Origin of the sequence: Microbacterium abyssi, assembly GCF_015277895.1 — a bacterium.
Taxonomy (GTDB): domain Bacteria; phylum Actinomycetota; class Actinomycetes; order Actinomycetales; family Microbacteriaceae; genus Microbacterium; species Microbacterium abyssi.
In genome coordinates this window covers 2644610-2666189 of the sequence record NZ_CP063815.1, presented here as the reverse complement: position 1 = coordinate 2666189, position 21580 = coordinate 2644610, and the positions used below count along the sequence as shown (strand labels likewise).

At 67.7% G+C, this 21580-nt stretch carries 28 protein-coding genes; 16 read left to right on the top strand and 12 right to left on the bottom strand.

The features are described from left to right. The first annotated feature begins 40 nt into the window (after positions 1-40). Positions 41-409: a VOC family protein gene (locus IM776_RS12830; protein WP_194420476.1), complete on the top strand. Its 369-nt coding sequence runs from the start codon at positions 41-43 to the stop codon at positions 407-409. 17 nt (positions 410-426) lie between these two features. Here IM776_RS12830 and upp read toward each other — a convergent pair whose 3' ends face one another. Then, complete coding sequence (gene upp / locus IM776_RS12825; RefSeq protein WP_194420475.1) at positions 427-1059, bottom strand: uracil phosphoribosyltransferase; 633 nt, start codon at positions 1057-1059, stop codon at positions 427-429. A 42-nt stretch (positions 1060-1101) separates the two neighbouring features. On the opposite strand from upp, the gene tadA reads away from it, so the two are divergent. Further along, the gene (gene tadA, locus IM776_RS12820) at positions 1102-1557 is read left to right on the top strand and encodes a tRNA adenosine(34) deaminase TadA (protein WP_228479757.1); all 456 of its coding nucleotides are present in this window, start codon (positions 1102-1104) and stop codon (positions 1555-1557) included. A 17-nt stretch (positions 1558-1574) separates the two neighbouring features. Here tadA and IM776_RS12815 read toward each other — a convergent pair whose 3' ends face one another. Next, positions 1575-1886 (bottom strand): cation transporter dimerization domain-containing protein, encoded by a 312-nt coding sequence (locus tag IM776_RS12815; RefSeq protein ID WP_194420474.1) that lies wholly within the window; start codon positions 1884-1886, stop codon positions 1575-1577. A gap of 79 nt (positions 1887-1965) precedes the next feature. On the opposite strand from IM776_RS12815, the gene proC reads away from it, so the two are divergent. Then, on the top strand, positions 1966-2805 hold the full coding sequence (gene proC / locus IM776_RS12810) for a pyrroline-5-carboxylate reductase (RefSeq protein ID WP_194420473.1): 840 nt from the start codon (positions 1966-1968) through the stop codon (positions 2803-2805). A gap of 4 nt (positions 2806-2809) precedes the next feature. Here the strand turns inward: proC and IM776_RS12805 are convergent, their stop codons facing one another. The 3 genes from IM776_RS12805 to IM776_RS12795 all read right to left on the bottom strand — a co-directional run bounded on the left by IM776_RS12805 (position 2810) and on the right by IM776_RS12795 (position 6099). Then, on the bottom strand, positions 2810-3886 hold the full coding sequence (locus tag IM776_RS12805) for an alpha/beta hydrolase (protein WP_194420472.1): 1077 nt from the start codon (positions 3884-3886) through the stop codon (positions 2810-2812). 118 nt (positions 3887-4004) lie between these two features. After that, entirely contained in the window at positions 4005-4676 is a 672-nt protein-coding gene (locus IM776_RS12800; protein ID WP_194420471.1) for a potassium channel family protein, read from the bottom strand. Next, entirely contained in the window at positions 4669-6099 is a 1431-nt protein-coding gene (locus IM776_RS12795; protein ID WP_194420470.1) for a TrkH family potassium uptake protein, read from the bottom strand. Before IM776_RS12795 ends, IM776_RS12800 begins: the two co-directional genes overlap by 8 nt. Positions 6100-6196: 97 nt before the next feature. Between IM776_RS12795 and IM776_RS12790 the strand changes: the two genes are divergently transcribed. After that, positions 6197-6613 carry an ArsR/SmtB family transcription factor gene (locus tag IM776_RS12790; RefSeq protein ID WP_194420469.1) on the top strand — a complete coding sequence of 139 codons (417 nt, stop codon included), beginning with the start codon at positions 6197-6199 and terminating at the stop codon, positions 6611-6613. 36 nt (positions 6614-6649) lie between these two features. Here the strand turns inward: IM776_RS12790 and IM776_RS12785 are convergent, their stop codons facing one another. Then, a complete protein-coding gene (locus IM776_RS12785) occupies positions 6650-7462 on the bottom strand; it encodes an ABC transporter permease (RefSeq protein ID WP_194420468.1) in 813 nt (270 codons plus the stop codon). Beyond that, entirely contained in the window at positions 7459-8355 is an 897-nt protein-coding gene (locus tag IM776_RS12780) for an ATP-binding cassette domain-containing protein (RefSeq protein ID WP_194420467.1), read from the bottom strand. Before IM776_RS12780 ends, IM776_RS12785 begins: the two co-directional genes overlap by 4 nt. A 99-nt stretch (positions 8356-8454) precedes the next feature. Here IM776_RS12780 and IM776_RS12775 point away from each other — a divergent pair, with 99 nt between their 5' ends. From IM776_RS12775 to IM776_RS12735, 9 genes are all read left to right on the top strand, one after another. Continuing rightward, positions 8455-9378, top strand: a complete 924-nt coding sequence (locus IM776_RS12775) for a TetR/AcrR family transcriptional regulator (RefSeq protein WP_194420466.1) — start codon at positions 8455-8457, stop codon at positions 9376-9378. A 96-nt stretch (positions 9379-9474) separates the two neighbouring features. Continuing rightward, positions 9475-9666 carry a helix-turn-helix domain-containing protein gene (locus IM776_RS12770; RefSeq protein ID WP_194420465.1) on the top strand — a complete coding sequence of 64 codons (192 nt, stop codon included), beginning with the start codon at positions 9475-9477 and terminating at the stop codon, positions 9664-9666. Positions 9667-9802: 136 nt separating this feature from the next. Beyond that, complete coding sequence (locus IM776_RS12765; RefSeq protein WP_003792170.1) at positions 9803-9901, top strand: 30S ribosomal protein bS22; 99 nt, start codon at positions 9803-9805, stop codon at positions 9899-9901. A gap of 101 nt (positions 9902-10002) precedes the next feature. Continuing rightward, positions 10003-10305: a rhodanese-like domain-containing protein gene (locus tag IM776_RS12760; RefSeq protein ID WP_194420464.1), complete on the top strand. Its 303-nt coding sequence runs from the start codon at positions 10003-10005 to the stop codon at positions 10303-10305. After that, positions 10302-10568 carry a glutaredoxin family protein gene (locus IM776_RS12755; protein ID WP_194420463.1) on the top strand — a complete coding sequence of 89 codons (267 nt, stop codon included), beginning with the start codon at positions 10302-10304 and terminating at the stop codon, positions 10566-10568. The genes IM776_RS12760 and IM776_RS12755 overlap by 4 nt, the downstream gene beginning before the upstream one ends. A gap of 19 nt (positions 10569-10587) precedes the next feature. Then, the gene (locus IM776_RS12750) at positions 10588-10887 is read left to right on the top strand and encodes a Dabb family protein (RefSeq protein ID WP_194420462.1); all 300 of its coding nucleotides are present in this window, start codon (positions 10588-10590) and stop codon (positions 10885-10887) included. A 122-nt stretch (positions 10888-11009) separates the two neighbouring features. After that, positions 11010-11834: a transporter substrate-binding domain-containing protein gene (locus tag IM776_RS12745; RefSeq protein ID WP_194420461.1), complete on the top strand. Its 825-nt coding sequence runs from the start codon at positions 11010-11012 to the stop codon at positions 11832-11834. A gap of 35 nt (positions 11835-11869) precedes the next feature. Then, positions 11870-12667: an amino acid ABC transporter permease gene (locus tag IM776_RS12740; RefSeq protein WP_194420460.1), complete on the top strand. Its 798-nt coding sequence runs from the start codon at positions 11870-11872 to the stop codon at positions 12665-12667. Next, positions 12664-13419 carry an amino acid ABC transporter ATP-binding protein gene (locus tag IM776_RS12735; protein WP_194420459.1) on the top strand — a complete coding sequence of 252 codons (756 nt, stop codon included), beginning with the start codon at positions 12664-12666 and terminating at the stop codon, positions 13417-13419. The genes IM776_RS12740 and IM776_RS12735 overlap by 4 nt, the downstream gene beginning before the upstream one ends. Positions 13420-13473: 54 nt before the next feature. Here the strand turns inward: IM776_RS12735 and IM776_RS12730 are convergent, their stop codons facing one another. The 4 genes from IM776_RS12730 to IM776_RS12715 are packed head-to-tail and all read right to left on the bottom strand — an operon-like array spanning position 13474 to position 17415. After that, complete coding sequence (locus IM776_RS12730) at positions 13474-14559, bottom strand: ABC transporter ATP-binding protein (RefSeq protein WP_194420458.1); 1086 nt, start codon at positions 14557-14559, stop codon at positions 13474-13476. Beyond that, the gene (locus tag IM776_RS12725) at positions 14556-15350 is read right to left on the bottom strand and encodes an ABC transporter permease (RefSeq protein WP_194420457.1); all 795 of its coding nucleotides are present in this window, start codon (positions 15348-15350) and stop codon (positions 14556-14558) included. Before IM776_RS12725 ends, IM776_RS12730 begins: the two co-directional genes overlap by 4 nt. Beyond that, complete coding sequence (locus IM776_RS12720) at positions 15347-16261, bottom strand: ABC transporter permease (RefSeq protein WP_194422644.1); 915 nt, start codon at positions 16259-16261, stop codon at positions 15347-15349. The genes IM776_RS12725 and IM776_RS12720 overlap by 4 nt, the downstream gene beginning before the upstream one ends. Before the next feature lie 8 nt (positions 16262-16269). Then, positions 16270-17415 carry an ABC transporter substrate-binding protein gene (locus tag IM776_RS12715; protein WP_194420456.1) on the bottom strand — a complete coding sequence of 382 codons (1146 nt, stop codon included), beginning with the start codon at positions 17413-17415 and terminating at the stop codon, positions 16270-16272. 230 nt (positions 17416-17645) lie between these two features. On the opposite strand from IM776_RS12715, the gene IM776_RS12710 reads away from it, so the two are divergent. Further along, a complete protein-coding gene (locus tag IM776_RS12710; protein WP_194420455.1) occupies positions 17646-18473 on the top strand; it encodes a sulfite exporter TauE/SafE family protein in 828 nt (275 codons plus the stop codon). Positions 18474-18693: 220 nt separating this feature from the next. Here IM776_RS12710 and aspS read toward each other — a convergent pair whose 3' ends face one another. Beyond that, on the bottom strand, positions 18694-20475 hold the full coding sequence (gene aspS / locus IM776_RS12705) for an aspartate--tRNA ligase (protein WP_194420454.1): 1782 nt from the start codon (positions 20473-20475) through the stop codon (positions 18694-18696). A 112-nt stretch (positions 20476-20587) separates the two neighbouring features. On the opposite strand from aspS, the gene IM776_RS12700 reads away from it, so the two are divergent. Beyond that, entirely contained in the window at positions 20588-20953 is a 366-nt protein-coding gene (locus IM776_RS12700) for a DUF5684 domain-containing protein (protein WP_194420453.1), read from the top strand. Further along, positions 20954-21577, top strand: a complete 624-nt coding sequence (locus IM776_RS12695) for a histidine phosphatase family protein (RefSeq protein ID WP_194420452.1) — start codon at positions 20954-20956, stop codon at positions 21575-21577. Positions 21578-21580 lie beyond the last annotated feature (3 nt).

Genomic DNA, 21580 nt, shown 5'->3' with positions numbered 1-21580 from the left:
GGGCCGAGTCGATGTCTGATCCCGCTGTTAGCGTTTCGTCATGGCATCGAAACCCCGGCATCACACGCTCGACTACACCGAACTCACCGTGACGGATCTGGCCGCGGCGAAAGCGTTCTACGAGGCCGCGTTCGGCTGGACCTTCGTGGATTACGGGCCCGACTACGCCGGCATCGCGTCCCCTGACGGCGATGGCGAAGAGGTCGGCGGGCTGCTGGTCTCACCCGAGGGTCGCCCCGTCGGCGGCCCCCTCGTCCTGCTCTACTCCGACGACCTTGACGAGACCGCTCAGGCGATCGTCAGCGCCGGCGGCACGATCGTGCAAGAGGCGTACGCGTTCCCCGGCGGACGGCGGTTGCACTTCGCCGACCCGAGCGGCAACGAGCTGGGGGTCTGGGCGCGGCAGTAGCCGCAGAGACCTCGCGGTCAGACCGTGCCGTACAGGCGGTCGCCGGCGTCGCCGAGACCAGGCACGATGTAGCGGTTTTCGTCGAGACCCTCATCCAGGGCGCCGAGCACGATCGTCACGTCGCGGTCGCCCACGAGCCTCTCGATCGCCTCAAGGCCCTCGGGGGTGCCGAGCAGGCAGATCGCGGTGACGTCCTTCGCACCGCGGTCGAAGAAGAATTGGATCGCCGCCGCGAGCGAGCCGCCCGTGGCGAGCATGGGGTCGATCGCGAAGCACTGGCGGTCGCTGAGGTCTTCGGGGAGGCGCTCGGCATAGGTCGTCGGCTCGAACGTGGTCTCGTCGCGCACCATGCCGAGGAAGCCGACCTCCGCCGTCGGCAGCAGCTTGACGAGGCCCTCGAGCATGCCCAATCCTGCCCGCAGGATCGGGACGACGATCGGGCGCGGCTCGGAGATCTTCACGCCCATGGTGGTCGTCACCGGCGTCTGGATCTCGACCGGCGAGACCTTGACGTTCCGCGTCGCCTCATAGGCGAGCAGGGTCACGAGCTCTTCGGTCAGCTGCCGGAAGACCGGCGACGGGGTGCGCTCGTCGCGCAGGACCGTGAGCTTGTGAGTGATGAGAGGGTGGTCGGCGACGTGAACACGCATAGATACAGGGTAATGCGCCGCGCGTCCGGATACGCTCGGAACATGCGCCAGGCAGACAGCGATGGGATGCTCCGCGCTCTCGCGCTCGCCGAAGAAGCGGCCGCGGCGCGGGAGGTGCCGGTGGGCGCCGTCGTCCTCGACGCCTCCGGCGGCATCGTCTCGGAGGGGCGCAACACCCGCGAGGAGACCCACGACCCGACCGGCCATGCCGAGATCGTCGCGCTCCGGCAGGCCGCGGCATGCATCGGGTCATGGAATCTCGAAGGACACACCCTCGTCGTCACACTCGAGCCGTGCGTCATGTGCGCGGGCGCGATCCTGCAGGCGCGCGTGGGGCGCGTCGTCTTCGGCGCCTGGGACGAGAAGGCGGGCGCCGCCGGTTCCATGTACGACGTGCTGCGCGACCGCCGGCTGCCCTATCGCGCCGAGGTCGTCGGGGGAGTTGCCGAGGATGCCTCGACCGCCCTGCTTCGCGCGTTCTTCGAGCAGCGACGCTGAGTCTTCTGCGTGCTGGCTCAGTCCTCGGACTTCAGCACGAACACGTCCGTCGAGGGCTCGGGATCGAGCGACGGGCGGTAGATGTCCGGCTGGATGTAGATCGCCCGCGCAGCCGTCACCGTCTTGCGGATCTGCTCCTCGATCTCGCCTATGACGTCCGCGACGTCGCGGACGGTCTTCTCCGCCGGAAGGGCGATCTTCACGGCGACGAGGAGCTCGTCGTCTGCGATCTGGTACGTCTTGAGGCTGATGAGCTTCTCGACGTCAGAGCAGCCGAGGACGGCATCCATGATCAGGTCGAGGTCGTGTTTGCTGGCAGATCCGCTCATGCCGCGAGTCTAGTTCCGGCGGCTGTTATCCGCAGGAGGCATCCTCGGCGCTTTCGGATGCCGCGCATAGGATTGCCGCATGGCTGAATCGCTTCCGTCCCTCGCATTCCTCGGCGCCGGATCCATGGGAGGCGCCATCCTGCACGGCGTGGTCGCCTCCGGCATCCATGTCGATGGTGGCATCGTCGCCACGAATCGCACGGCGGAGAAGGCCGCGACCCTCGACGGCCTCGAGGGTGTCACCGCGATCGCCCTGGAGAACACCCCCAGCGGGAATACGGATGCCGCGGCATCCGCCCGCATCGTCCTCGTCGGAGTCAAACCGGCGATGGTCCCCGACCTGCTCCGTGAGATCGCGCCCGCGCTGCGCGAGGATGCCATCGTCGTCAGCCTCGCCGCGGGCGTCACGCTCGCGACCTTCGCCGAGGGACTCGGCGACGACGTCCGCGTCATCCGCTCGATGCCGAACACCCCCGCCACGGTAGGGAAGGCCGTCACCGGCCTGGCAGCCGGCGTCGCCGCTACGGCGGAGGACCTGGCGCTCGTGCGGCAGCTCTTCGAACTCGTCGGTGCGGTGGTCGAGGTGCCGGAGGAGAAGATCGACGCGCTCTCCACGATCTCCGGATCGGGCCCCGCGTATGTGTTCCTGCTCATCGAGGAGCTCACGAAGGCCGCCATCGGCAAGGGCTTCGACGAGGTGGACGCCCGGCTCATGGCCGAGCAGACGTTCATCGGCGCGACCGCGCTGCTGGTCGCATCCGGGGAGGAACCGGCCGAGCTCCGCCGCCGCGTGACGAGCCCGAAGGGCACGACTGAGCGGGCGGTCGCGGTCCTGCAGGGCGCGCACCTCGACGCGGTGTTCGCCGAGGCGACGGACGCTGCGCTCGCGCGCGCGAAGGAGCTCGCCGAAGGGAAGTAGCGGGTCAGGCGCCCGCGTACCCGATCCGCTCGAGCAGCGCGGCGCGGAACTGCGCAGGGCGCTCGAGGTGCGGCGAGTGTCCGACGCCCTCCCACTCGATCTCGGTCACCGAGCCCCCGGCATTCCGATAGGCCGACAGCACGTTCCGGGTCTGCGTCACCATCTGCTGCGCCGGAGCGACCTCGGCGCCCGGCCAGCCGGGTATCGCCCCGACCGCGCCCAGATGATTGAGGTCGAAGAACGACGCGTCCGACACGATCGCGTCCTCGGTGCCGCGCACCCACAGGATCGGCGGCTTCTCCGCGAGCTCGACGATGCGCGAGACGTTGAAGTGCTTGGGTGCCATCGTATTCAGCACGCCCGAATCCCCCGCGCCGAAGCCGGGCCAGTTCGCACTCGCAACGCCGTCGCCCGGGTAGTTGCCCTCAGCGGTCGAGGTCGTGTTCATCGAGGCGATCCAGATGTCCTCGTGGTCGCTCGTGTATCCCGGGGCGACGTAGCTCGCCCGGAACACACTGCGCGGCGACGTCGCCGCATCCGCTGACATGTCGCCGGAACGCAGCCGCCCGATGAAGTCCGGGTTCCCGCCGCCGCCGCCGCATCCGGCGTCGTCGTCCGTGAGGCGCGAGCCGTCCGGACGCGTGCCACCGAACCCGTACGGCGAGACCGGCGCCTGCAGCGTCAGGCTGAGTACGGGGTGGTCGAGCGCGTACTGCATCACGACCCCGCCGCCCATCGACCACCCGACCAGATGTGCGGTCGCAAGACCCAGCACATCCAGCGTGGCGTGCACGTCGTCGCTGAAGTCCGTCAGCCCCCGCGTCGCATCCACCGGCAGTGATTCGGTGTCGCCGAAGCCCCGCAGATCGATCGCGATCGCCCGCACGTCCTCAGGCAGACCGAGCATCGTCTCCTGCCAGAACAGCGCCGACGAGACATTGCCGTGCACGAAGACGATGGTGCGCTCCGGGGGAGTGTCGGCGTCATCCGCCGCGCGCTCCAGGAGATTCACCCGCAGCCGCGGGGTGTCGATCACGCGCGTGGTGACGCCGTCGAGAAGCGAATCCTGGATGCTCGTCATGGCAGCCGATCCTTCATGCCGTGACGCGGCCCCGATGCCGCGTCCGGATCGACTCTATCGTCCCGAACGGCAGATGTGAATAAGCTTTCAGGTTTTCGCTTGCGCGGAGCCGGCGAAGTCAGCGATCGAGCGCCGCGAACCTCTCGATGTCGCTGTTAGTGCCCGAGACGATGATGAGGTCATGGTTGGTGACCACCGTGGCCGCTTCGGCGTAACGGAACGGCTTGCCGGGACTCTTCACTCCCACGACCGTGACCTTGTACTTCGACCGCACGCCCGACTCGTTCAGTCCCACGCCGCGAATGAACTTGGGCGGATACATCTTCGCGAGCACGAAGTCGTCGTCGAAGCGGATGAAGTCCAGCATTCGCCCGCTGACGAGGTGGGCGACACGCTCGCCGGCCTCGCGCTCGGGGTAGATGACGTGGTTGGCCCCGACGCGGGCGAGGATCTTTCCGTGCGACTGAGAGACCGCCTTCGCCCAGATCTGCGGCACCTTCAAGTCGACGAGATTCGCCGTGATGAGCACGGATGCCTCGATGAGCGAGCCGACCGCGACGACGGCGACCTGAAAGTCCTGCGCGCCGATCTGCTTGAGCGCGTCGACGTTCCGGGCATCGCCCTGCACGGTGTGGGTGACCCGGTCCGACCACTTCTGCACGAGCTCGAGATTCTCGTCCATCGCGAGCACCTCGCGGTCGAGCCTGTCCAGCTCGCCGGCGCAGGCGGCGCCGAAGCGCCCGAGTCCGATGACCAGCACTGGTGCATCGCTGCGGAGACCTTCAACCAACGATCGGCCTTTCGACGGGCAGCCCGTAGAGCTGCGTTCTCGTCGTCGCGGCGACCGCCGCGGCGAGTGTCACTGTACCAACGCGTCCCATGAAGATGGTCAGGGCCATGACGTAGGTCGCTGAATCAGGCAGCTCCCCGGTGAGGCCTGTCGAAAGCCCGACAGTGCCGAACGCCGAGATGACGTCGAAGAGCACATCGGCGATCGGCGCCTTCGTGATCTGCGCGATGACGATGGTCGACAGTGCGACGATCGTCGCGCCCCAGGCGACGACGCTGAGGGCGACGCGCTGAACATCGCTGGGGATGCGGCGACCGAAGGCCTCGACGGACTGGCGGCCCCGAGCCTCGGACCACACTGCGATCGCAAGCACGGCGAGCGTCGTCACCTTGATGCCGCCCGCAGTCGACGCCGAGCCGCCGCCGACGAACATCAGCATCGCCCCCGCCACCAGCGATGAGCCGTTCAAGTCGCCGATGTCGACCACGCTGAACCCACCGGATCGTGTCATCGCAGACAGGAAGAATGCCTGGAACGTCGTGTCCACGGCGTCCATCGATCCGAACGTCTTCGGATTGTCGTATTCGAGGAGGAGGAACACCAGCGCACCGGCAACGAACAGGATGGCGGTCGTGATCAGCGTGAGCTTGGAGTGCAGCGACCAGCGCTTCACGTGCCAGACGTGCTTCAGGAGCGTGTAGATGACCGGGAACCCGATGCTCCCCAGAAACACGCTCACCATGAGCACGGACAGGACGAAGTAGTCGTCGGCGAACTCGGCTACCCCGCCGGCGTTCGGCGTGAAGCCGGTGTTGGTGAACGACATCGCCGCGTAGTACGGCGCCTCCCAGAGCGCGGCAAGCGGGGGGATGCCGGCCATCAGCAGGCCCGGGTAGAGCAGCGCGGCCACGCCGACCTCGATCACGATCAGCGACATCGCCACGGTCGTCAGCAGCTGTCCGACCTCACCGAGGCGCACGGTCTGCCCCTCGTTGACGACGCCTCCGTGTGCACGAAGCGGATTGCTGTCCCCGGCCGCGAGCAGCTTCGCCCGAAGTCCCAGCTTCTTCGAGATCACCAACCCCAGTACCGATGCCAGGGTCAGCACGCCCATGCCCCCGATGTTCACCCCGAGGAAGACGAGCACGTGCCCGAACGGTGACCAGTGGGTCGCCATGTCGACCGTGGCGAGACCGGTGACGCAGATCGTGGACACCGCCGTGAACAGCGCGTCGCTGAGCGGGGTCACGGTGCGGTCCGCCGATGCGATCGGCAGTGAGAACAGCGCCGTGAACAGCAGGATCAGCGCCGCGAAGATGAGGATCGCGAAGCGCGACGGCGACGACGTGATGAAGCGGCGTACGAACTTCCAGAGGTTCCGCGTGTTCCCGCGCGACGAGGTCGACCAGCCGATGCTCGACATCGCGCTCCTCCCGGACTCATCTGCGACTGCCCGACGCGCAGGTCACGCCGAGCCTTCGTCATGGTACTCCGGGCGCGGGACGACTACCCTGAACTTCATGACGGACATCTTCGACGTGATCGCAGACGGCACGAGGCGCGACATCCTCCAGCTCCTGCTGCGGCGGTCGACAGAAGGGGATGCCGGCACCAGCGTCTCGCAGATCGTCAGCGAACTCGGCATCAGTCAGCCCACCGTCTCGAAGCACCTCAAGGTGCTGCGCGACGCGGAGCTCGTCAGCGTCCGCGAGGACGGTCAGCGCCGTTTCTACAGCATCGAGGTCGAGCCGCTCGAGGTCGTCGACGACTGGCTGGTCCCGTTCCTCGTCGATGCGTTCGGCGACGAGGCGCCCGATATCGACCTGTCGCTGATCCCTCTGCCGGATGGTGCAGCGCATGCCGCCGAGGTCGTCGGCCGTGCCGCGGCATCCGCGAAGCACGTCGTCACCACAGCCCTCAAGCGCCTCGGGGCCTGAGCCTCGCAGCCCAGACCCCGACCCTTCGCGGGCAGCTCAGCGCTGACCGGCCTTGCGGCGGAACAGCCACGCGCCCCACACGGCCGCCACGATGAGGATGCCGACGCACCACAACACGGCCCAGATCGGCTGCGTTCCGGCATCCGTCCCCATCAGCAGGCTCCGGATCGTCTCGACGATCGGCGTGATCGGCTGATGCTCGGCCACCGGCTGCAGCCAGTCCGGCATGCTCGCCACCGGAACGAAGGCGCTGGAGAGATACGGCAGGAACAGCAGGATGAAGCCGTAGCCGTTGGCGCCCTCCGGCGAGCCTGCCGCGAGCCCGATGGCCGCGAACAGGTAGGTGATCGCCAGCAGGTACAGCGTGATGAACAGAGCCATCAGCCCCCACTCGCCGAAGTTCGCGGTCGGGCGGAAGCCGACGAGTACGCCGACGCCGATCACGATCGCAGTGGCGACGAGGTTGCGCACCAGGCTCGCGACCACATGCCCGGTGAGAACCGCGCCCGACCGCACCGGCATGGTGCGGAAGCGGTCGATGATCCCGGTGCGCATGTCGTTCGCGACATACACGGCGGTGGATGAGGCGCCGAAACCCGCGCAGGTCAGGATGATGCCCGGCACGACGTAGTCGACGTAGGCGCCGGAGGGGTCGATCGCCCCGCCGAACACCCAGGTGAACATGAGCATGAGCATGACGGGGAGCAAGATCGCCATCAGCAGCGACTCCCCGTCGCGCAGGGAGTGGCGAAGGCTCCGGCCGACGAAGACGGACTCCGCGGTGAGGCCGCGCAGCGGCGGGCGGACGGCGGGGGCGGATGCCGCGACGGCGGCGATTGCGGTGGTCATGCGTTCTCCTTCGTGAAGGTCGGAGCGTGCTCCGATGCCGTGACTGCCAGGAAGACATCGTCGAGGGTGGGGCGGCGGAGGGTCACGGTGCCCTCGGCGCCCTGCTGGTCGAGTTCGTCGAGCGCTCGCCGCAGGCCGGGCACGGACCCGTCTGTCGCGATCTCGCGCAGCAGTGCGCCATGCTCGTCGTGCAACTCGACGGTGTCGCCGCCGACGCGAGCCTTGAGCTCTGCGGCCGTGCCGAGCGCGGCGACGCGTCCGTCGTGCAGCACGGCGATGCGGTCGGCGAGCTGGTCGGCCTCTTCGAGGTACTGCGTGGTGAGGAACACGGTCGTCCCCGCCGAGGCGAGCGAGCGGATGATGTCCCAGAGGTCGCGTCGGCTGAGGGTGTCGAGACCGGTGGTGGGCTCGTCGAGGAACAGTACCTCCGGTGTGACGACGAAGCTGAGCGCCAGGTCGAGCCGGCGGCGCATGCCGCCGGAGAACGTCGCGACGCGCCGGCTCGCGGCATCCATCAGTCCGAAGCCCTCCAGGAGTTCTTTCGCGCGGCGACGGCTCGCGGAACCGGAGAGGCCGGCGAGACGCGCGAACATCACCACGTTCTCGATCGCGCTGAGGGCGTCATCGACCGCAGCGGACTGGCCGGTGAGGCTGATCCGGCGGCGCACCTGCATCGCGGCGGATGCCACGTCGAACCCGCTGACGGTGGCGGTGCCGGCATCCGGCTCGGTGAGGGTGGTGAGGATGTTGATGACCGTGGTCTTACCGGCGCCGTTCGGGCCGAGCAGCGCGAAGACCTCACCGCGCGAGACGGTGAGATCGAGACCGTCGATCACGGTCTGTGCGCCGAACGCCTTGCGGAGCCCGCGTACTTCGATGGCTGGTGTCGTCATGAGCAGATCCTTCTGTGTAGGGGAAACTGTGTACGCCGCTAACAACTGTGTATGACAGTAACACACTGTTTACTAAATAAACAGAAGTAGGATGAGGGCATGAGCGACATCGAACCCCCGGAGCTGCCCAGAGGCATCGCACTCGCGTGGGGTGTGGCGGCCAATCCACAGCGCGGGCCCAAGCGCGAGATGAGCGTCGAGAAGATCGTCGAGGCCGCGGTCGAGCTTGCGGATGCCGACGGGATCGGCGCGGTGTCGATGGCGGCCGTCGCCGCCCGACTCGGATTCACGCCGATGTCGCTGTACCGGTACGTCACCGCGAAGGACGATCTGCTGCTGCTCATGCAGGAGGAGGCCACGGGGCTCCCGCCCGAAGAACACCGTCAGGAGGACGGCTGGCGGGCGAAGCTGCGGGCGCTGTTCGAGGCGCAGGCGCGGCTCTATCTCGCGCACCCGTGGCTGCTCTCGATCCCGATCACGGGTTCGCCGATCACGCCGAGCAGCTCCGCCTGGCTGGATGCCGCGCTGGAGAGTCTCGATGGGACTCCTCTCGACGAGGGTGATCGCCTCGCGGTCGCGCTCGCCGTCACAGGGGCTGCGCGCTGGTACGGAATCGTGATCGCGGGCTATGCCCAGCAGGCGCGGTCGACGGGCATGTCTCCCGAGCAGATCACCGTCTACGAGGCCGAGCTGTTCGACAGGGTGATCACGGCGGAGGAGTTCCCCTCGCTGCGCGCGGCGATCGAGGCGGGAGTGTTCCTGTCCGAGGACGACCCGTTCCACTTCGGGATCGAGCGCGTGTTCGATGGCGTCGAGGCGTACATCGCGAGCATCGATCGCGACGAACCGAGGGTCCAGCCCGACACCTGGCTCCAGTCCGAGCCTGCCGAACTCGCCGAGGACAAGAAGGTGCGCGAGGCCCGCAAGGCCGTGCGTGCAGCCGAGAAGGCGCTGTGGGACGCCCGCAAGATCGAGCGGCAGGTGCTGAAGGATGCGCGTGAGCGTACGGCTCGTCGACAGTGAATGCACAGCAGTCACATAGACCACATTCGTCCCGTGGGTTTACAGGCGTCCCGTCTTCCCCATAGAGTTGGGCATCACCAGAAAGGGGTACGTGGGATGCCCGATGTTCCTGAAGTCCGATTCCTCACGGTCGCAGAGGTCGCAGAACTCATGCGCGTGTCCAAGATGACCGTGTACCGCCTCGTGCACTCCGGCGACCTGCCGGCGATCCGATTCGGACGCAGCTATCGAGTGCCGGAGACCGCCGTCGCGAATGCGCTGCAGCGCCCCATCTCCGACGTCGGCTGACGGCGGGACGAGCCGGCGCGACGGAGTGCACTTCGCATGGTGTCGCGTTTGCTAAACTGATCCGAGGCATTTTCCGTGCCCGTACCCGGGTGTCCGATTTTCGGAGACGCCCAGCCCCTGACTTAGTGAGGTTTCCGTGGGTTCAGTCATCAAGAAGCGCCGTAAGCGCATGGCGAAGAAGAAGCACCGCAAGCTGCTTCGCAAGACTCGCCACCAGCGCCGCAACAAGAAGTAAGCGGCCAGACACCGAGCGCCCCCGACCAGCTCTGCGAGCTCGTCGACGGGGCGCTTCGTGTGTCTCCCGCCGCATCTGTCGCTACGGAGAACCGAGGACCCATGAAGTCGATCACCACCGCCGACCTCGCAGCACGCGAGGGCGTCCCGCTCATAGACGTGCGCGAGCGCGACGAATTCGACGCAGGTCACGTGCCCGGCGCTGTGAACATCCCGATGTCCGAGCTCGGCGGGCGCCTCGCGGAGCTTCCCTCCGAGGCGTTCGACGTCATCTGCCAGGTCGGAGGTCGCTCGGCGCGCGTCGTGCAGGCACTCGAAGCGCGAGGATACGACGCGACCAACGTCGAGGGCGGCACCGGCGGATGGATCGCCGAGGGCAAGCCGATCGAGGTGCCGTCGGCGTGACGACCATCACGGTCATCGGCAAGCAGGGCTGCCATCTGTGCCCGACGGCGCTCGGCATCGTCGAAGAGGTCGTCGCCGGCCTGCCCGACGAGATCGGCGATGACATCGAGATCGTCGAGCGATCCATCGAGGACGATCCCGTGCTGTACGACCTGTGGTGGGAGAAGATCCCGGTCGTCCTGATCGACGACGAGGTGCACGCGCACTGGCGGGTCTCGCCCGACAAGCTGCGCCAGAGACTGGAGAACAGATGGTCGTGCTGAGCGACCGGAGGGAGTCGAAGTGATCCGTCACGTCGTCACGTGGAAGCTCGCGAGCGAGAATGCCGCCGAGCGCGGCGCGCAGGCGGCCGAGGTCGCCCGTCGCCTGAACGCGCTGGACGGCGTGGTGCCCCAGCTGCGATCGATCTCGGCCGGCGCGAACTCGGTCTACGCGGACGTGAACTGGGACGTCACGCTCGTCGCCGACTTCGATTCCGTCGCCGATCTGGAGCAGTACCAGGTGCACCCGGCCCACGAAGAGGCGGCGGCGTACATCCGCTCCGTCGTGGCATCCCGTGTGGCAGTCGACTTCGAGATCTGATCGGCGGCCGGGCGGCGAAACGGAAACGTGACCCGGCAAGGTGTGAATTCAGCCCTGCGCCGTGTCAGGATGATCTGCATACCCGTCCGCGGGCCTCATGGCCCCGTCAGTCTGGAGCGGTCATGACCCGTCGCCGTCATCTCATCCTCGGCCTCGCCCTCGCGGCGACCGCCACCCTCACCCTCGCCGGCTGTGCCAGCAGCGGCAACGAGACCGGAGGCGACGACGCCCCGACCTCTGCAGGAGACGACTACGGCCTCGTCGAGGCGGGCACGCTCACCATCTGCTCCGACATTCCGTACGCGCCGTTCGAGTTCGAGGGCGGCGACAACGGCACCGGCTACACGGGCTTCGACATCGACCTGCTCGACGCGATCTCGAAGAAGCTCGACCTGAAGCTCGCCGTGCAGGACGTCGGATTCGATGCCCTGCAGTCCGGTACGACCCTCGCCTCGGGCACCTGCGACATCGGAGCGTCGGCCATGACGATCACCGACGAGCGCAAGGCCAACCTCGACTTCTCCGACCCGTACTACGACTCGCTGCAGTCTCTGCTGGTCCCCGCCGACTCGGAGATCAAGTCGATCGACGACCTCGACGGCAAGATCGTCGGCGTCCAGCAGGGGACGACGGGCGAGGCCTACGCCACCGAGAACGCCCAGGGCGCCGAGCTGCTGCAGCTCCCGTCCGACGGCGAGCTGTGGCCGGCGATCCAGGCCGGCACGATCGATGCGATCCTGCAGGACCAGCCGGTCAACATCGAGCACGAGAAGGCCGACCCCAACTACAAGATCGTCGAAGAGTACGACACCGGCGAGTCCTATGGCTTCGCCTTCGCCAAGGGCGAGAAGGCCGAGCTGCTCGAGGCGGTCAACGGCGCGCTGCAGGAGCTCCGCGACAGCGGCGACTACAAGACGATCTACGACACCTACTTCTCCGCGAACTGAGCTTGTAGGGACGGTCGGTCGAGAGGACCTTGGCGATGGCGTTGAGGCGCACTCAGAAGCAGAAGGTGTACCGCTACTCGGTGTACGCGATCCTCATCGCGCTTGCGGTGTGGGCTGCCGTGACAGCGGACTGGGCGCGACTCGGTCCGCTGTTCTTCAACCCCGAAGTCGCCGTCAAGATGCTCCCCGGGATCATCACGACGGGCCTCGTGAACACGCTGTGGTTCACCGCCGTGGCGTTCCTCGGCGGGTTGCTGCTGGGCGTCGTGCTGGCGCTGATGAAGCTCTCGGTGATCGCACCGTTCCGGTGGATCGCCACGGTGTGGATCGAGCTGTTCCGCGGCCTTCCGGCGCTGCTGACGATCTTCGCGATCGCCTACATCCTGCCGATCGCCGTCGGCGTGCGCAATCAAGACCTCGGCGGCCCGGTCGTTCTCGGCCTCGTCGGCCTGATCCTCGTCGCCTCGGCGTACATGGCCGAGACGATCCGCGCCGGTCTCCAGGCCGTGCCGAAGGGGCAGACCGAAGCCTCCCGCTCGCTGGGTATGTCGCCTCTGGCGACCACCTTCTGGGTGGTCATCCCGCAGGGCTTCCGGATCATCATCCCGCCGCTGACGAACGAGTTCGTGCTGCTGCTGAAGGACACCTCGTTGCTGTTCATCGCGGGAAGCTTCATCTGGTCGAAGGAGCTCACCACCTTCGCCCGCGACGCCACGACTCAGAACGGCAACGCGACTCCGTTGATCATGGCGGCTCTGCTGTACCTGATCGTGACGATACCTCTCACGCGGTTCAGCGCGTGGCTCGAGCGACGAATGGCGAGGCAGCGATGAGCACCGATCTGATCGACATCCACGCGCCGGCCATCGAGGTCCGGGGTCTGCGCAAGAGCTTCGGCGACAACGAGGTGCTCAAGGGGATCGACCTCACCGTCACCGGCGGCGAGGTCGTGTGCATCATCGGACCGTCGGGCTCGGGCAAGTCGACGCTGCTGCGCTCGGTGAACATGCTCGAAGAGCCCACCGGCGGCGAGATCCTCGTCGAGGGCATCGACATCACCGACGAGGACACCGACATCGACCGGGTCCGCACCCGCATCGGCATGGTGTTCCAGAGCTTCAACCTGTTCCCGCACCTCGACGTGATGGGAAACCTCACGCTCGCGCAGCGGCGGGTGAAGAAGCGCTCGAAGGCAGAGGCCGAGAAGGTCGCGCTGGCGATGCTCGCGCGGGTGGGGCTCAGCGAGAAGGCTTCCGCGTACCCGGGGCACCTGTCCGGCGGTCAGCAGCAGCGCGTCGCGATCGCGCGGGCACTGTGCATGAACCCCGACATGATGCTGTTCGACGAGCCGACCTCTGCGCTCGACCCCGAGCTGGTCGGCGAGGTGCTGCAGGTCATGCGGTCGCTCGCGGACGAGGGCATGACGATGCTCGTCGTCACGCACGAGATGGGCTTCGCACGCGAGGTCGGAAGCCGCCTGATCTTCATGGACGCGGGCGCGATCGTCGAGCAGGGCGATCCGCGCGAGGTGCTCGCGAACCCGCGGCATCCGCGCACGCAGGACTTCCTCTCGCGCGTGCTCTAGCCGCGGCATCCGCCCGGCACACCTCGATTCTCGACGTGCAAAGCAATTCTCGGGTCAGTCGCGCGCGCGGACGGCGACGGGGACCGGCTCGATTCCGAGCCAGACGCGGTCACCGAAGGCCGGATGCTGGTGCGCGTCGTGCTGCACGCGGACCAGCTCGCCGGTGTCGGTCTTGACGAGCGTGCGGCGGATGCTGCCGAGGAAGGTGCTCTCCTCGACGACGCCTCCGGTCGCAGCATCCGCCTCGCCGGTGAACCGCAGGTTCTCGGGGCGCAGGTGCACCTCGACCTTGCCGGTCGCCGGAGCATTCACAGGAAGCGAGCGACCCCACACCATGACCGTGTCGCCGGATGCGACTCCCGAGACGATGCTCGACAGCCCGACGAACGCGGCGACGTGGGCGGTCGCCGGCCGCAGGTAGAGCTCCTCGGGCGAGTCGATCTGGTCGATGCGTCCGGCATCCATCACGGCGATCCGGTCGGAGACGGCGAGGGCCTCCTCCTGGTCGTGCGTTACGAACACGGTCGTGATGCCCAGGCGCAGCTGGATGCGGCGGATCTCGTCGCGCAGCTGCACGCGCACCTTCGCGTCGAGCGCCGACAGCGGTTCGTCGAGCAGCAGCACCCGCGGCTCGGTGACGAGCGCGCGCGCGAGCGCGACGCGCTGCTGCTGTCCGCCGGAGAGCTGGTGCGGAAACCGCTCGGCGAATCCCTCGAGTCCGACGAGAGCCAGGGCATCGAGCGCTCGGCGGCCGGCCGCGGCCTTGCCGATGCCCCGACGGCGCAGGCCGAACGCGGTGTTGTCGGCGACGCTCAGGTGCGGGAACAGCGAGTACGCCTGGAAGACCATGCCGATGTCGCGCCTGTTGGTGGGGACGCGCGAGACATCCTGACCGCCGAGCAGCACGGCGCCGCCATCGGCGTTCTCGAGGCCCGCGAGCACGCGCAGCGCGGTGGTCTTGCCGCAGCCGGAGGGCCCGAGCAGCGACACGAACTCGCCGGGTGCGATGTCGAGGTCGACGCCGTGCAGCACGCGGTTCGAGCCGTAGCTCTTCTCGATGCCCTGGAACTGCACGCGCGTCCCATCGCCGGCTTCGGCCAGCAGCTGGTTGTCCTTGGTCGCGGGGAGTGCGGTGGTCATTGGGAGGCCTTTCGGTTGCCGCGTGCGGCGCGGCCGATGATGAGCAGCAGCAGGAAGCAGAACAGCAGCGCGAGCAGCGTGAAGATCGCGGGCGCGTAGGGATCCTGTTTCCCGACGACGACCATCGCGGTCTGGAACACCTGACGATTCAGGAGGGATGCGATCGTGAACTCACCGAGCACGACGGCGATCGAGATGAGGGATGCCGATAGCAGGCCCTGACGCAGGTTGGGTGCGAGCACCTTCATCACGACGACCGGCCAGCTCGAGCCGAGCGACCGGGCGGCCTCCGACAGCGTGCGCAGGTCGGCGGCGTCGATGGATGCCTGGATCGAGCGGTACGCGAAGGGCAGCACGGTGATGCCGTAGGCGAACGCGAGCGTCCACGTTCCGGTGCCGAGGGCCCGCCCGATCTGCAGGTAGATCGGCGACAGCCCGACGACCAGCACGATCGCCGGGATCGAGATAGGCAGCAGGGCGGTGAACTCGAAGACCGACTTGAGCTTCGGGAACCGCAGATTCACCAGGATCATCGTCGGTGCGAGCAGCAGCAGGACGATGATGACCGTGACGAGAGCGAGGACCAGCGAGTTGCCCAGGCCCGTCCAGATCGGCTTGATCGCCGCGGATGCCGCGGGGTCCAGCAGCGCCGCCCAGCGCTCGAACGAGAGCCGGCCGCCGGTGCCGCGCAACGTGTAGAGGAAGGTCGAGATCAGCGGGATCGCGAAGAACGCGCCGATCAGGATGCCGATGATCCACCGCGTCACGCGAGAGGGAGCGAGCTTGTTCATGACTGCCACCTCGCGGCTCGCCGCTGGATCAGCGAGTACAGCACCATCACGACGCCGACGATGACGATCATGCCGAGTGCGAGGGCTCCGGCAAGGTTCTCGCGCCCGAGCACGGTCTCGCTGGTGAGGGCGGCGCGGATCTGCAGCGGAACGATCTGCGACCCTTGGCTGGCGAGCGCGGCCGCGGTCGCGTACGAGGAGAACGCGTTGGCGAACAGCAGCAGCAGACTCGCGAGGAAAGTCGGGGCGAGAACCGGGATTCCGATGCGGGTCCAGAATCCCAGGCGCGTACCGCCGAGAGTCAGGTTCGCCTCGGACCACTGCGGCTTCAGTGCCGCGAGCGCGGGCATGAACGTGATCACCATGAGCGGCACCTGGAAGTAGATGTACGGGAAGATGAGCCCTGGGACCTCATACAGCCACATGCCGTTCTCGAAGATATTGAGCCCGAACGAGTCGCGCAGCAGCACCGTGATGACGCCCTGCGCGCCGATCGTTGCGATGAACGCGAACGCGAGCATGACGCCACCGAACTGCGCCAGCACGCCGGCTGCGGCATCCACCATCTGGCGGACCGCCCCCTGCGGGTTCATGCCGAGCATGGCGTAGCAGACGAGGGCGCCGGCGACCGCGCCGACGACGGCGGTGAGCAGCGAGATCCACGCGGAGTTCGCGAAGGTGTTCAATACGACCGGGTCGACGAGGGCTGCGATGTTGGTCCAGGTGAACACGCCATCGCCGTCGAAGAACCCGGAACCGATCGCGAGGATCGTCGGCACGGCCAGGAAAAGCAGCACGTACGCGCCGAAGGGGACGAGCCCCAGCCATGCCCAGGAAGGGCCGAACCGCCGGACCGTGCGAGACGGTCCGGCGGTGGTGGGGGCGGATGCCGGAGCATCCACCCCCGTCATGATCGCTGTCACTGGACGGCCGCGGCCCACTTCTCGCCGAGCAGGGTGCCGGCCGCCGTGGACTGCGCCTCGGTCGGGACGACCGTTTCCGCGGGGACCTCGGGGAGGGCGGCTGCGAGGTCGGCGTCGATCGTGCCCGCCTCCGTCATGGCCTCCATGCGAGCCGGACGCGCGCCGCCCTTGAGCCACAGGTTCTGCACCTCGTCGCTGTAGAGGAATTCCTGCCACAGGCGGGCAGCCGCCGGGTTCGGGGCATCCTTGTTGATGGCCTGGTTGTAGTACGAGGCGTAGCCGACGCCGTCCAGGACGGTAACGTTCCAGTTCTCGTTGTCAGCGCCGGCGGCGGCGTTCAGGTAGTCCCAGTCGAAGACCACAGGGGTCTCGCCGCTGGTGATAGTGGCGGGGGTCACGTCGACCTTGAGGAAGTTGCCGGCCGTCTGCAGCTCACCGAAGTACTCGATGCCGGGAGTGAAGTCGTCCAGGTCGCCACCGGACTGCACGGCAGCGAGGCCCACGGCGGCGAAGGCGGAACCGGCCTGGGTCGGGTCGCCGTTGATCGCGACGGCGCCCTTGAAGTCGGCGCCCTTGAGGTCGTCGAGCGAGGTCGGTTCGTCGAACTTCGAGGAGTCGTAGCCGATCGACATGTATCCGCCGTAGTCACCGACGAACAGGCCGGTCGGCTCCTTCAGAGCATCGGGGATCTCGTCGAAGTTCTCGACCGTGTACGGCGCGAACATGTCGGTGTTCGCCAGTGCGACCGCAAGGCCGAGGTCGAACACGTCAGGGGCGGTGTCCAGGCCCTGGTTCGTCTCGGCGGCCGTGATCTCTTCCTGGCTGGAGACATCCGGGGATGCCTCATTGATCGTGATCTCGGGGTAGCGCTCGGCGAACAGGTCGAGGATCTCGCCGTAGTTCGCCCAATCGCGGGGGAGGGCGATCACGTTCAGCGCGCCCTCGGCCTTGGCTGCGGCCTCGAGGTCCTCGAAGGTGCCGAAGTCGGCGAGCGAGGTGGCGTTCGCGGCGTCGGTGGAGTCGCCGCCGTCCGTGCCGTTTCCTGCGCTGCTGTCGGCAGCGCAGGAGGTCAGCGCCAGGGCGGCGGTCGCTGCCAGGGCGATGCCGGCGACGAGACGCGCGCGGCGGGTAATGGTTGCCATCAGGGTTCCTCTCGGATGACCGGCGCGAGCGCGCCGAAGTCGGGTTGCCCAGGACGCTACGGGTCCTGAGTTACCGGATCTCCCGGGAGCGGTGAACGTGCGGTGTCGTGAATGCGAACGCCGAGGCGGCGGTGCCCTCCTCGAGAATCGGCCTGCCGCGCGAGAATCTGGCAGACCGATTCTCGCCGCGCGGAGCAATTCTCAGGTCAGTGGGAAGGGATACTGGAGGGATGGAGATCGGTGAGCTGCTCGGGCTCGAACAGCTCACCTGGGGGATGCTGGTGCTCGTCGTCCTCGCGGCGTTCGCGGCCGGCTGGATCGACGCCGTCGTGGGCGGAGGAGGGCTGCTGCAGCTGCCGGCGCTTCTGCTCATCCCCGGCATCTCACCCGTACAGGCGCTCGCCACCAACAAGCTCGCCTCGGTGTTCGGCACCGCAACCAGCAGCGTGACGTACTACCGTCGCGCGAAGCCCGACATCCGCACCGCGCTGCCGATGGCCGGGATCGCGCTGCTGGGATCATTCGGCGGCGCAGCGGTGGCCATCGTGCTACCGCCGGCTGCGTTCAAGCCGATCATCGTCGTGGCCCTGCTCGCCGTGGCGATCTTCACGGTGTTCAGGCCCGCGATGGGCGCGGTGACGACGTTGCGCTTCTCCGGACACAGGCACCACATCATGGCTGGCGCCGCCGGGCTCGTGATCGGGTTCTACGACGGCATGATCGGTCCGGGCACCGGCACGTTCCTCGTCATCACGCTGGTGGCGCTGATGGGATACGACTTCCTGCAGGCGAGCGCCAAGGCGAAGATCGTCAACCTCGCCACGAACGCCGGCGCGCTGCTGCTGTTCATCCCGCACGGAGCCGTGCTGTGGCTGCTCGGCGGCATCCTTGCGGTCGCGAACGTCGCCGGGAGCTACCTCGGGTCGCGCATGGCCGTCTCGCGCGGAGCGAAGTTCATCCGGATCGTGTTCCTCGTCGTCGTCGTGGCACTCATCGGGAAGCTCGGCGTCGACGTGTGGAACGAGAACATCGTGCCGGGGCTCGCGCTGCTGCGGTAGCGGCTTCGTCTCGCTCCGCTCGCTCAGCCCGTTTCGTCTCGCTGCGCTCGCTCAACGACCCGCGGGGGAGAGCTCCGCTAGGGAGAGGTCCTCAGAGAGTTTCTGCGGGAGAGCTCCCCCGGGGAGTTTTCTGGAGGGTCGTTGAGCGAGGAGCGCAGCGACGAGACGAAACGCGTTGAGCGAGCCGAAGGCGAGTCGAAGCGTCGCCAGCACCCAGAGCTCAGGCCCCGGCATCCTCCGGCTCGAAGTCGACGCCGGCCTCGGCGCGCTGCGCGTCGGTGATCGGCGCGGGCGCCGCGGTCAGCGGGTCGAAGCCGTTGCCGGTCTTCGGGAACGCGATGACCTCGCGGATCGACTCCGTCTTCGTCAGGTGCTGCAGCACGCGGTCCATGCCCAGCGCGATGCCGCCGTGGGGCGGGGCACCGAACTTGAACGCGTCCAGCAGGAATCCGAACTGCTCGTCGGCGACCTCGTCCGAGATGCCCATGACCTCGAACACGCGCTTCTGCACGTCTTCGCGGTGGATGCGGATCGATCCGCCGCCGAGCTCGGTGCCGTTGCAGACGATGTCGTACGCGTAGGCGAGCGCGGATGCCGGGTCGGTGTCGAACGTGTCGGCGAACTCCGGCTTCGGGCCGGTGAACGCGTGGTGCACGGCCGTCCAGGCGCCCGCTCCGACGGCCACATCACCGGATGCCACGGCATCCGCCGCGGGCTCGAACATCGGAGCATCCACGACCCACGTGAACGCGAATGTGTCGGGGCCCTGGAGGCCGAGGCGACGGCCGATCTCGACGCGCGCCGCACCCAGCAGAGCGCGGCCGTCCTTCGCCGATCCGGCCGCGAAGAACACGCAGTCGCCGGGCTCCGCGCCGGTCAGCGCGGCCAGGCCCGCCTGCTCCTGCTCGGACAGGTTCTTGGCGACGGGGCCGCCGAGCGTGCCGTCCTCGTTGAAGAGGACGTAGGCGAGTCCGCGTGCGCCGCGCTGCTTGGCCCAGTCCTGCCAGGCATCCAGCTGCTTGCGGGGCTGCGAGGCGCCGCCGGGCATGCGCACGGCACCGACATACGGGTTCTGGAACACGCGGAACGTGGTGTCCTTGAAGTAATCGGTCGCCTCGACGAGCTCGAGGCCGAAGCGCAGGTCGGGCTTGTCGGAGCCGTACTTCGCCATGGCGTCGGCGTAGGTGATGCGCGGCAACGGCGTCTGCACCTCGACATCGATCGTCTTCCACATCGCGACGATGAGGGACTCCATCATCTCGATGACGTCCTCCTGGTCGACGAAGCTCATCTCGATGTCGAGCTGGGTGAACTCCGGCTGACGGTCGGCGCGGAAGTCCTCATCGCGGTAGCAGCGGGCCATCTGGTAGTACTTCTCGACGCCGCCGACCATGAGCAGCTGCTTGAACAGCTGCGGGCTCTGCGGCAGGGCGTACCAGCTGCCGGGGTGCAGGCGCGCCGGCACGACGAAGTCGCGGGCGCCCTCCGGAGTCGAACGGGTCAGCGTCGGGGTCTCGACCTCGACGAACTCGCGCGCGTCGAGCTCATCGCGGATCGCCTTGTAGACCTTCGAGCGCAGACGAAGAGCGGATGCCGCGGACGGGCGTCGCAGGTCGAGGTAGCGGTGCTTGAACCGCACGTCCTCGCCGATCGTCTCGGTGTCGCCGAGGCCGGTCGACACCTGGAACGGCAGGGGAGCGGACTCGTTGAGCACCTCGACCTCGGTCGCGATGACCTCGATGTCGCCGGTGGGCAGGTTCGGGTTCGCGTTGCCCTCGGGGCGGCGGGAGACCTCGCCGGTGACCTTCAGCACGAACTCGCTGCGCAGTGGGTGGGCGACCTCTTCATCGCGGATGACGACCTGGGCGATGCCTGAGGCGTCGCGCAGATCGATGAAGGCGACTCCTCCGTGATCACGACGACGATCGACCCAGCCCGTGAGGGTGACGGTCTGACCGATGTGTTCGGCTCGCAGAGAGCCGGTCGTGTGAGTGCGAAGCATTCCGCCATTCTACGGGGGTGTGCGCCGGGGCTCCGCGGGGTGGAGCGCCGGCTGGATAGACTCGGCCGCAGTGGGGTTGCGCCGGGCAGCCGGAGAGCAGGGGGAGCAGGCCGTGGATTGGAATCTGATCAGCGACCAGGTGGCCTCCACGACATCGATGTGGCTGAGTCTCGGGCTGTACGTGCTCTACGCCATCACGATGTGGAAGGTCTTCGTGAAGGCGGGCTATGCCGGCATCCTCGCTCTGATCCCGATCGTCAACGTGATCTTCCTCGTGAAGATCGCCGGCATGTCGGCCTGGTTCTCGCTGCTGTATCTGATCCCGATCGTGAACATCGTCTTCGCGATCGTCGTGGCGGTCAAGGAGGGCGCGAACTTCGGAAAGGGCGGAGCGTTCTCCTTCTTCCTGCTCTGGATGTTCCCGTTCATCGGCCACCTGATCATCGGATTCGGGTCGGCGACCTACCGGAAGGTCTGAATGCCTGCCGAGCGTCTGCACCTCGTCCGTCACGGGGAGGTCCACAATCCCCGCCGCCTCCTGTACGGGCGGCTTCCGCACTACCGGCTCAGCGAGGACGGCAGGCGGATGGCACGGGCGGCCGCCGAGTACGTCGAAGGACTCGACAGGCCCGTCACCTCGCTGCACTGCTCGCCGCTGGAGCGCACGCAGGAGTCGGCGGAGCCGTTCACTGAGATCTTCGGGCCGGAGGCCGTGCTCGATGAGCGGGTCATCGAGCCGACGAACGTCTTCGAGGGCACCAGGATGAGCCGGTCGCTGCGCGATCCCCGCAACTGGTGGCACCTGCGCAACCCCTCGGTGCCGAGCTGGGGCGAGCCGTACCTGTCGATCGCCGACCGCATGGAGGACGCGATGAACAGCGCATGGAACGAGGCCGACGGCGGCGACGCCGTGATCGTCTCGCACCAGGCGCCGATCTGGATCACGCACCTGCATGTCGCCGGACTCCGCCTCCGGCACGACCCGCGCACCCGGCGCTGCGCGCTCTCGAGCGTCACCTCGTTCGAGCGCGTCGGCGACGTGTGGCGCGAGGTCGGTTACGCGGAGCCGGCCGCCGCCGGCGTCGACCTCGGCGCGGTGTGACGT

Bases quoted from the DNA above. Each gene is read 5' to 3' on its own strand.
- IM776_RS12830 (WP_194420476.1), top strand. From the start codon at position 41: ATGGCATCGAAACCCCGGCATCACACGCTCGACTACACCGAACTCACC.
- IM776_RS12725 (WP_194420457.1), bottom strand. From the start codon at position 15,350: ATGAACAAGCTCGCTCCCTCTCGCGTGACGCGGTGGATCATCGGCATC.
- IM776_RS12805 (WP_194420472.1), bottom strand. From the start codon at position 3,886: ATGACGAGCATCCAGGATTCGCTTCTCGACGGCGTCACCACGCGCGTG.
- IM776_RS12715 (WP_194420456.1), bottom strand. From the start codon at position 17,415: ATGGCAACCATTACCCGCCGCGCGCGTCTCGTCGCCGGCATCGCCCTG.
- IM776_RS12780 (WP_194420467.1), bottom strand. From the start codon at position 8,355: ATGACGACACCAGCCATCGAAGTACGCGGGCTCCGCAAGGCGTTCGGC.
- IM776_RS12795 (WP_194420470.1), bottom strand. From the start codon at position 6,099: ATGTCGAGCATCGGCTGGTCGACCTCGTCGCGCGGGAACACGCGGAAC.
- IM776_RS12775 (WP_194420466.1), top strand. From the start codon at position 8,455: ATGAGCGACATCGAACCCCCGGAGCTGCCCAGAGGCATCGCACTCGCG.
- IM776_RS12730 (WP_194420458.1), bottom strand. From the start codon at position 14,559: ATGACCACCGCACTCCCCGCGACCAAGGACAACCAGCTGCTGGCCGAA.
- IM776_RS12740 (WP_194420460.1), top strand. From the start codon at position 11,870: ATGGCGTTGAGGCGCACTCAGAAGCAGAAGGTGTACCGCTACTCGGTG.
- tadA (WP_228479757.1), top strand. From the start codon at position 1,102: ATGCGCCAGGCAGACAGCGATGGGATGCTCCGCGCTCTCGCGCTCGCC.
- upp (WP_194420475.1), bottom strand. From the start codon at position 1,059: ATGCGTGTTCACGTCGCCGACCACCCTCTCATCACTCACAAGCTCACG.
- IM776_RS12745 (WP_194420461.1), top strand. From the start codon at position 11,010: ATGACCCGTCGCCGTCATCTCATCCTCGGCCTCGCCCTCGCGGCGACC.
- IM776_RS12815 (WP_194420474.1), bottom strand. From the start codon at position 1,886: ATGAGCGGATCTGCCAGCAAACACGACCTCGACCTGATCATGGATGCC.
- IM776_RS12735 (WP_194420459.1), top strand. From the start codon at position 12,664: ATGAGCACCGATCTGATCGACATCCACGCGCCGGCCATCGAGGTCCGG.
- IM776_RS12790 (WP_194420469.1), top strand. From the start codon at position 6,197: ATGACGGACATCTTCGACGTGATCGCAGACGGCACGAGGCGCGACATC.
- aspS (WP_194420454.1), bottom strand. From the start codon at position 20,475: ATGCTTCGCACTCACACGACCGGCTCTCTGCGAGCCGAACACATCGGT.
- proC (WP_194420473.1), top strand. From the start codon at position 1,966: ATGGCTGAATCGCTTCCGTCCCTCGCATTCCTCGGCGCCGGATCCATG.
- IM776_RS12760 (WP_194420464.1), top strand. From the start codon at position 10,003: ATGAAGTCGATCACCACCGCCGACCTCGCAGCACGCGAGGGCGTCCCG.
- IM776_RS12720 (WP_194422644.1), bottom strand. From the start codon at position 16,261: ATGACGGGGGTGGATGCTCCGGCATCCGCCCCCACCACCGCCGGACCG.
- IM776_RS12710 (WP_194420455.1), top strand. From the start codon at position 17,646: ATGGAGATCGGTGAGCTGCTCGGGCTCGAACAGCTCACCTGGGGGATG.
- IM776_RS12770 (WP_194420465.1), top strand. From the start codon at position 9,475: ATGCCCGATGTTCCTGAAGTCCGATTCCTCACGGTCGCAGAGGTCGCA.
- IM776_RS12695 (WP_194420452.1), top strand. From the start codon at position 20,954: ATGCCTGCCGAGCGTCTGCACCTCGTCCGTCACGGGGAGGTCCACAAT.
- IM776_RS12785 (WP_194420468.1), bottom strand. From the start codon at position 7,462: ATGACCACCGCAATCGCCGCCGTCGCGGCATCCGCCCCCGCCGTCCGC.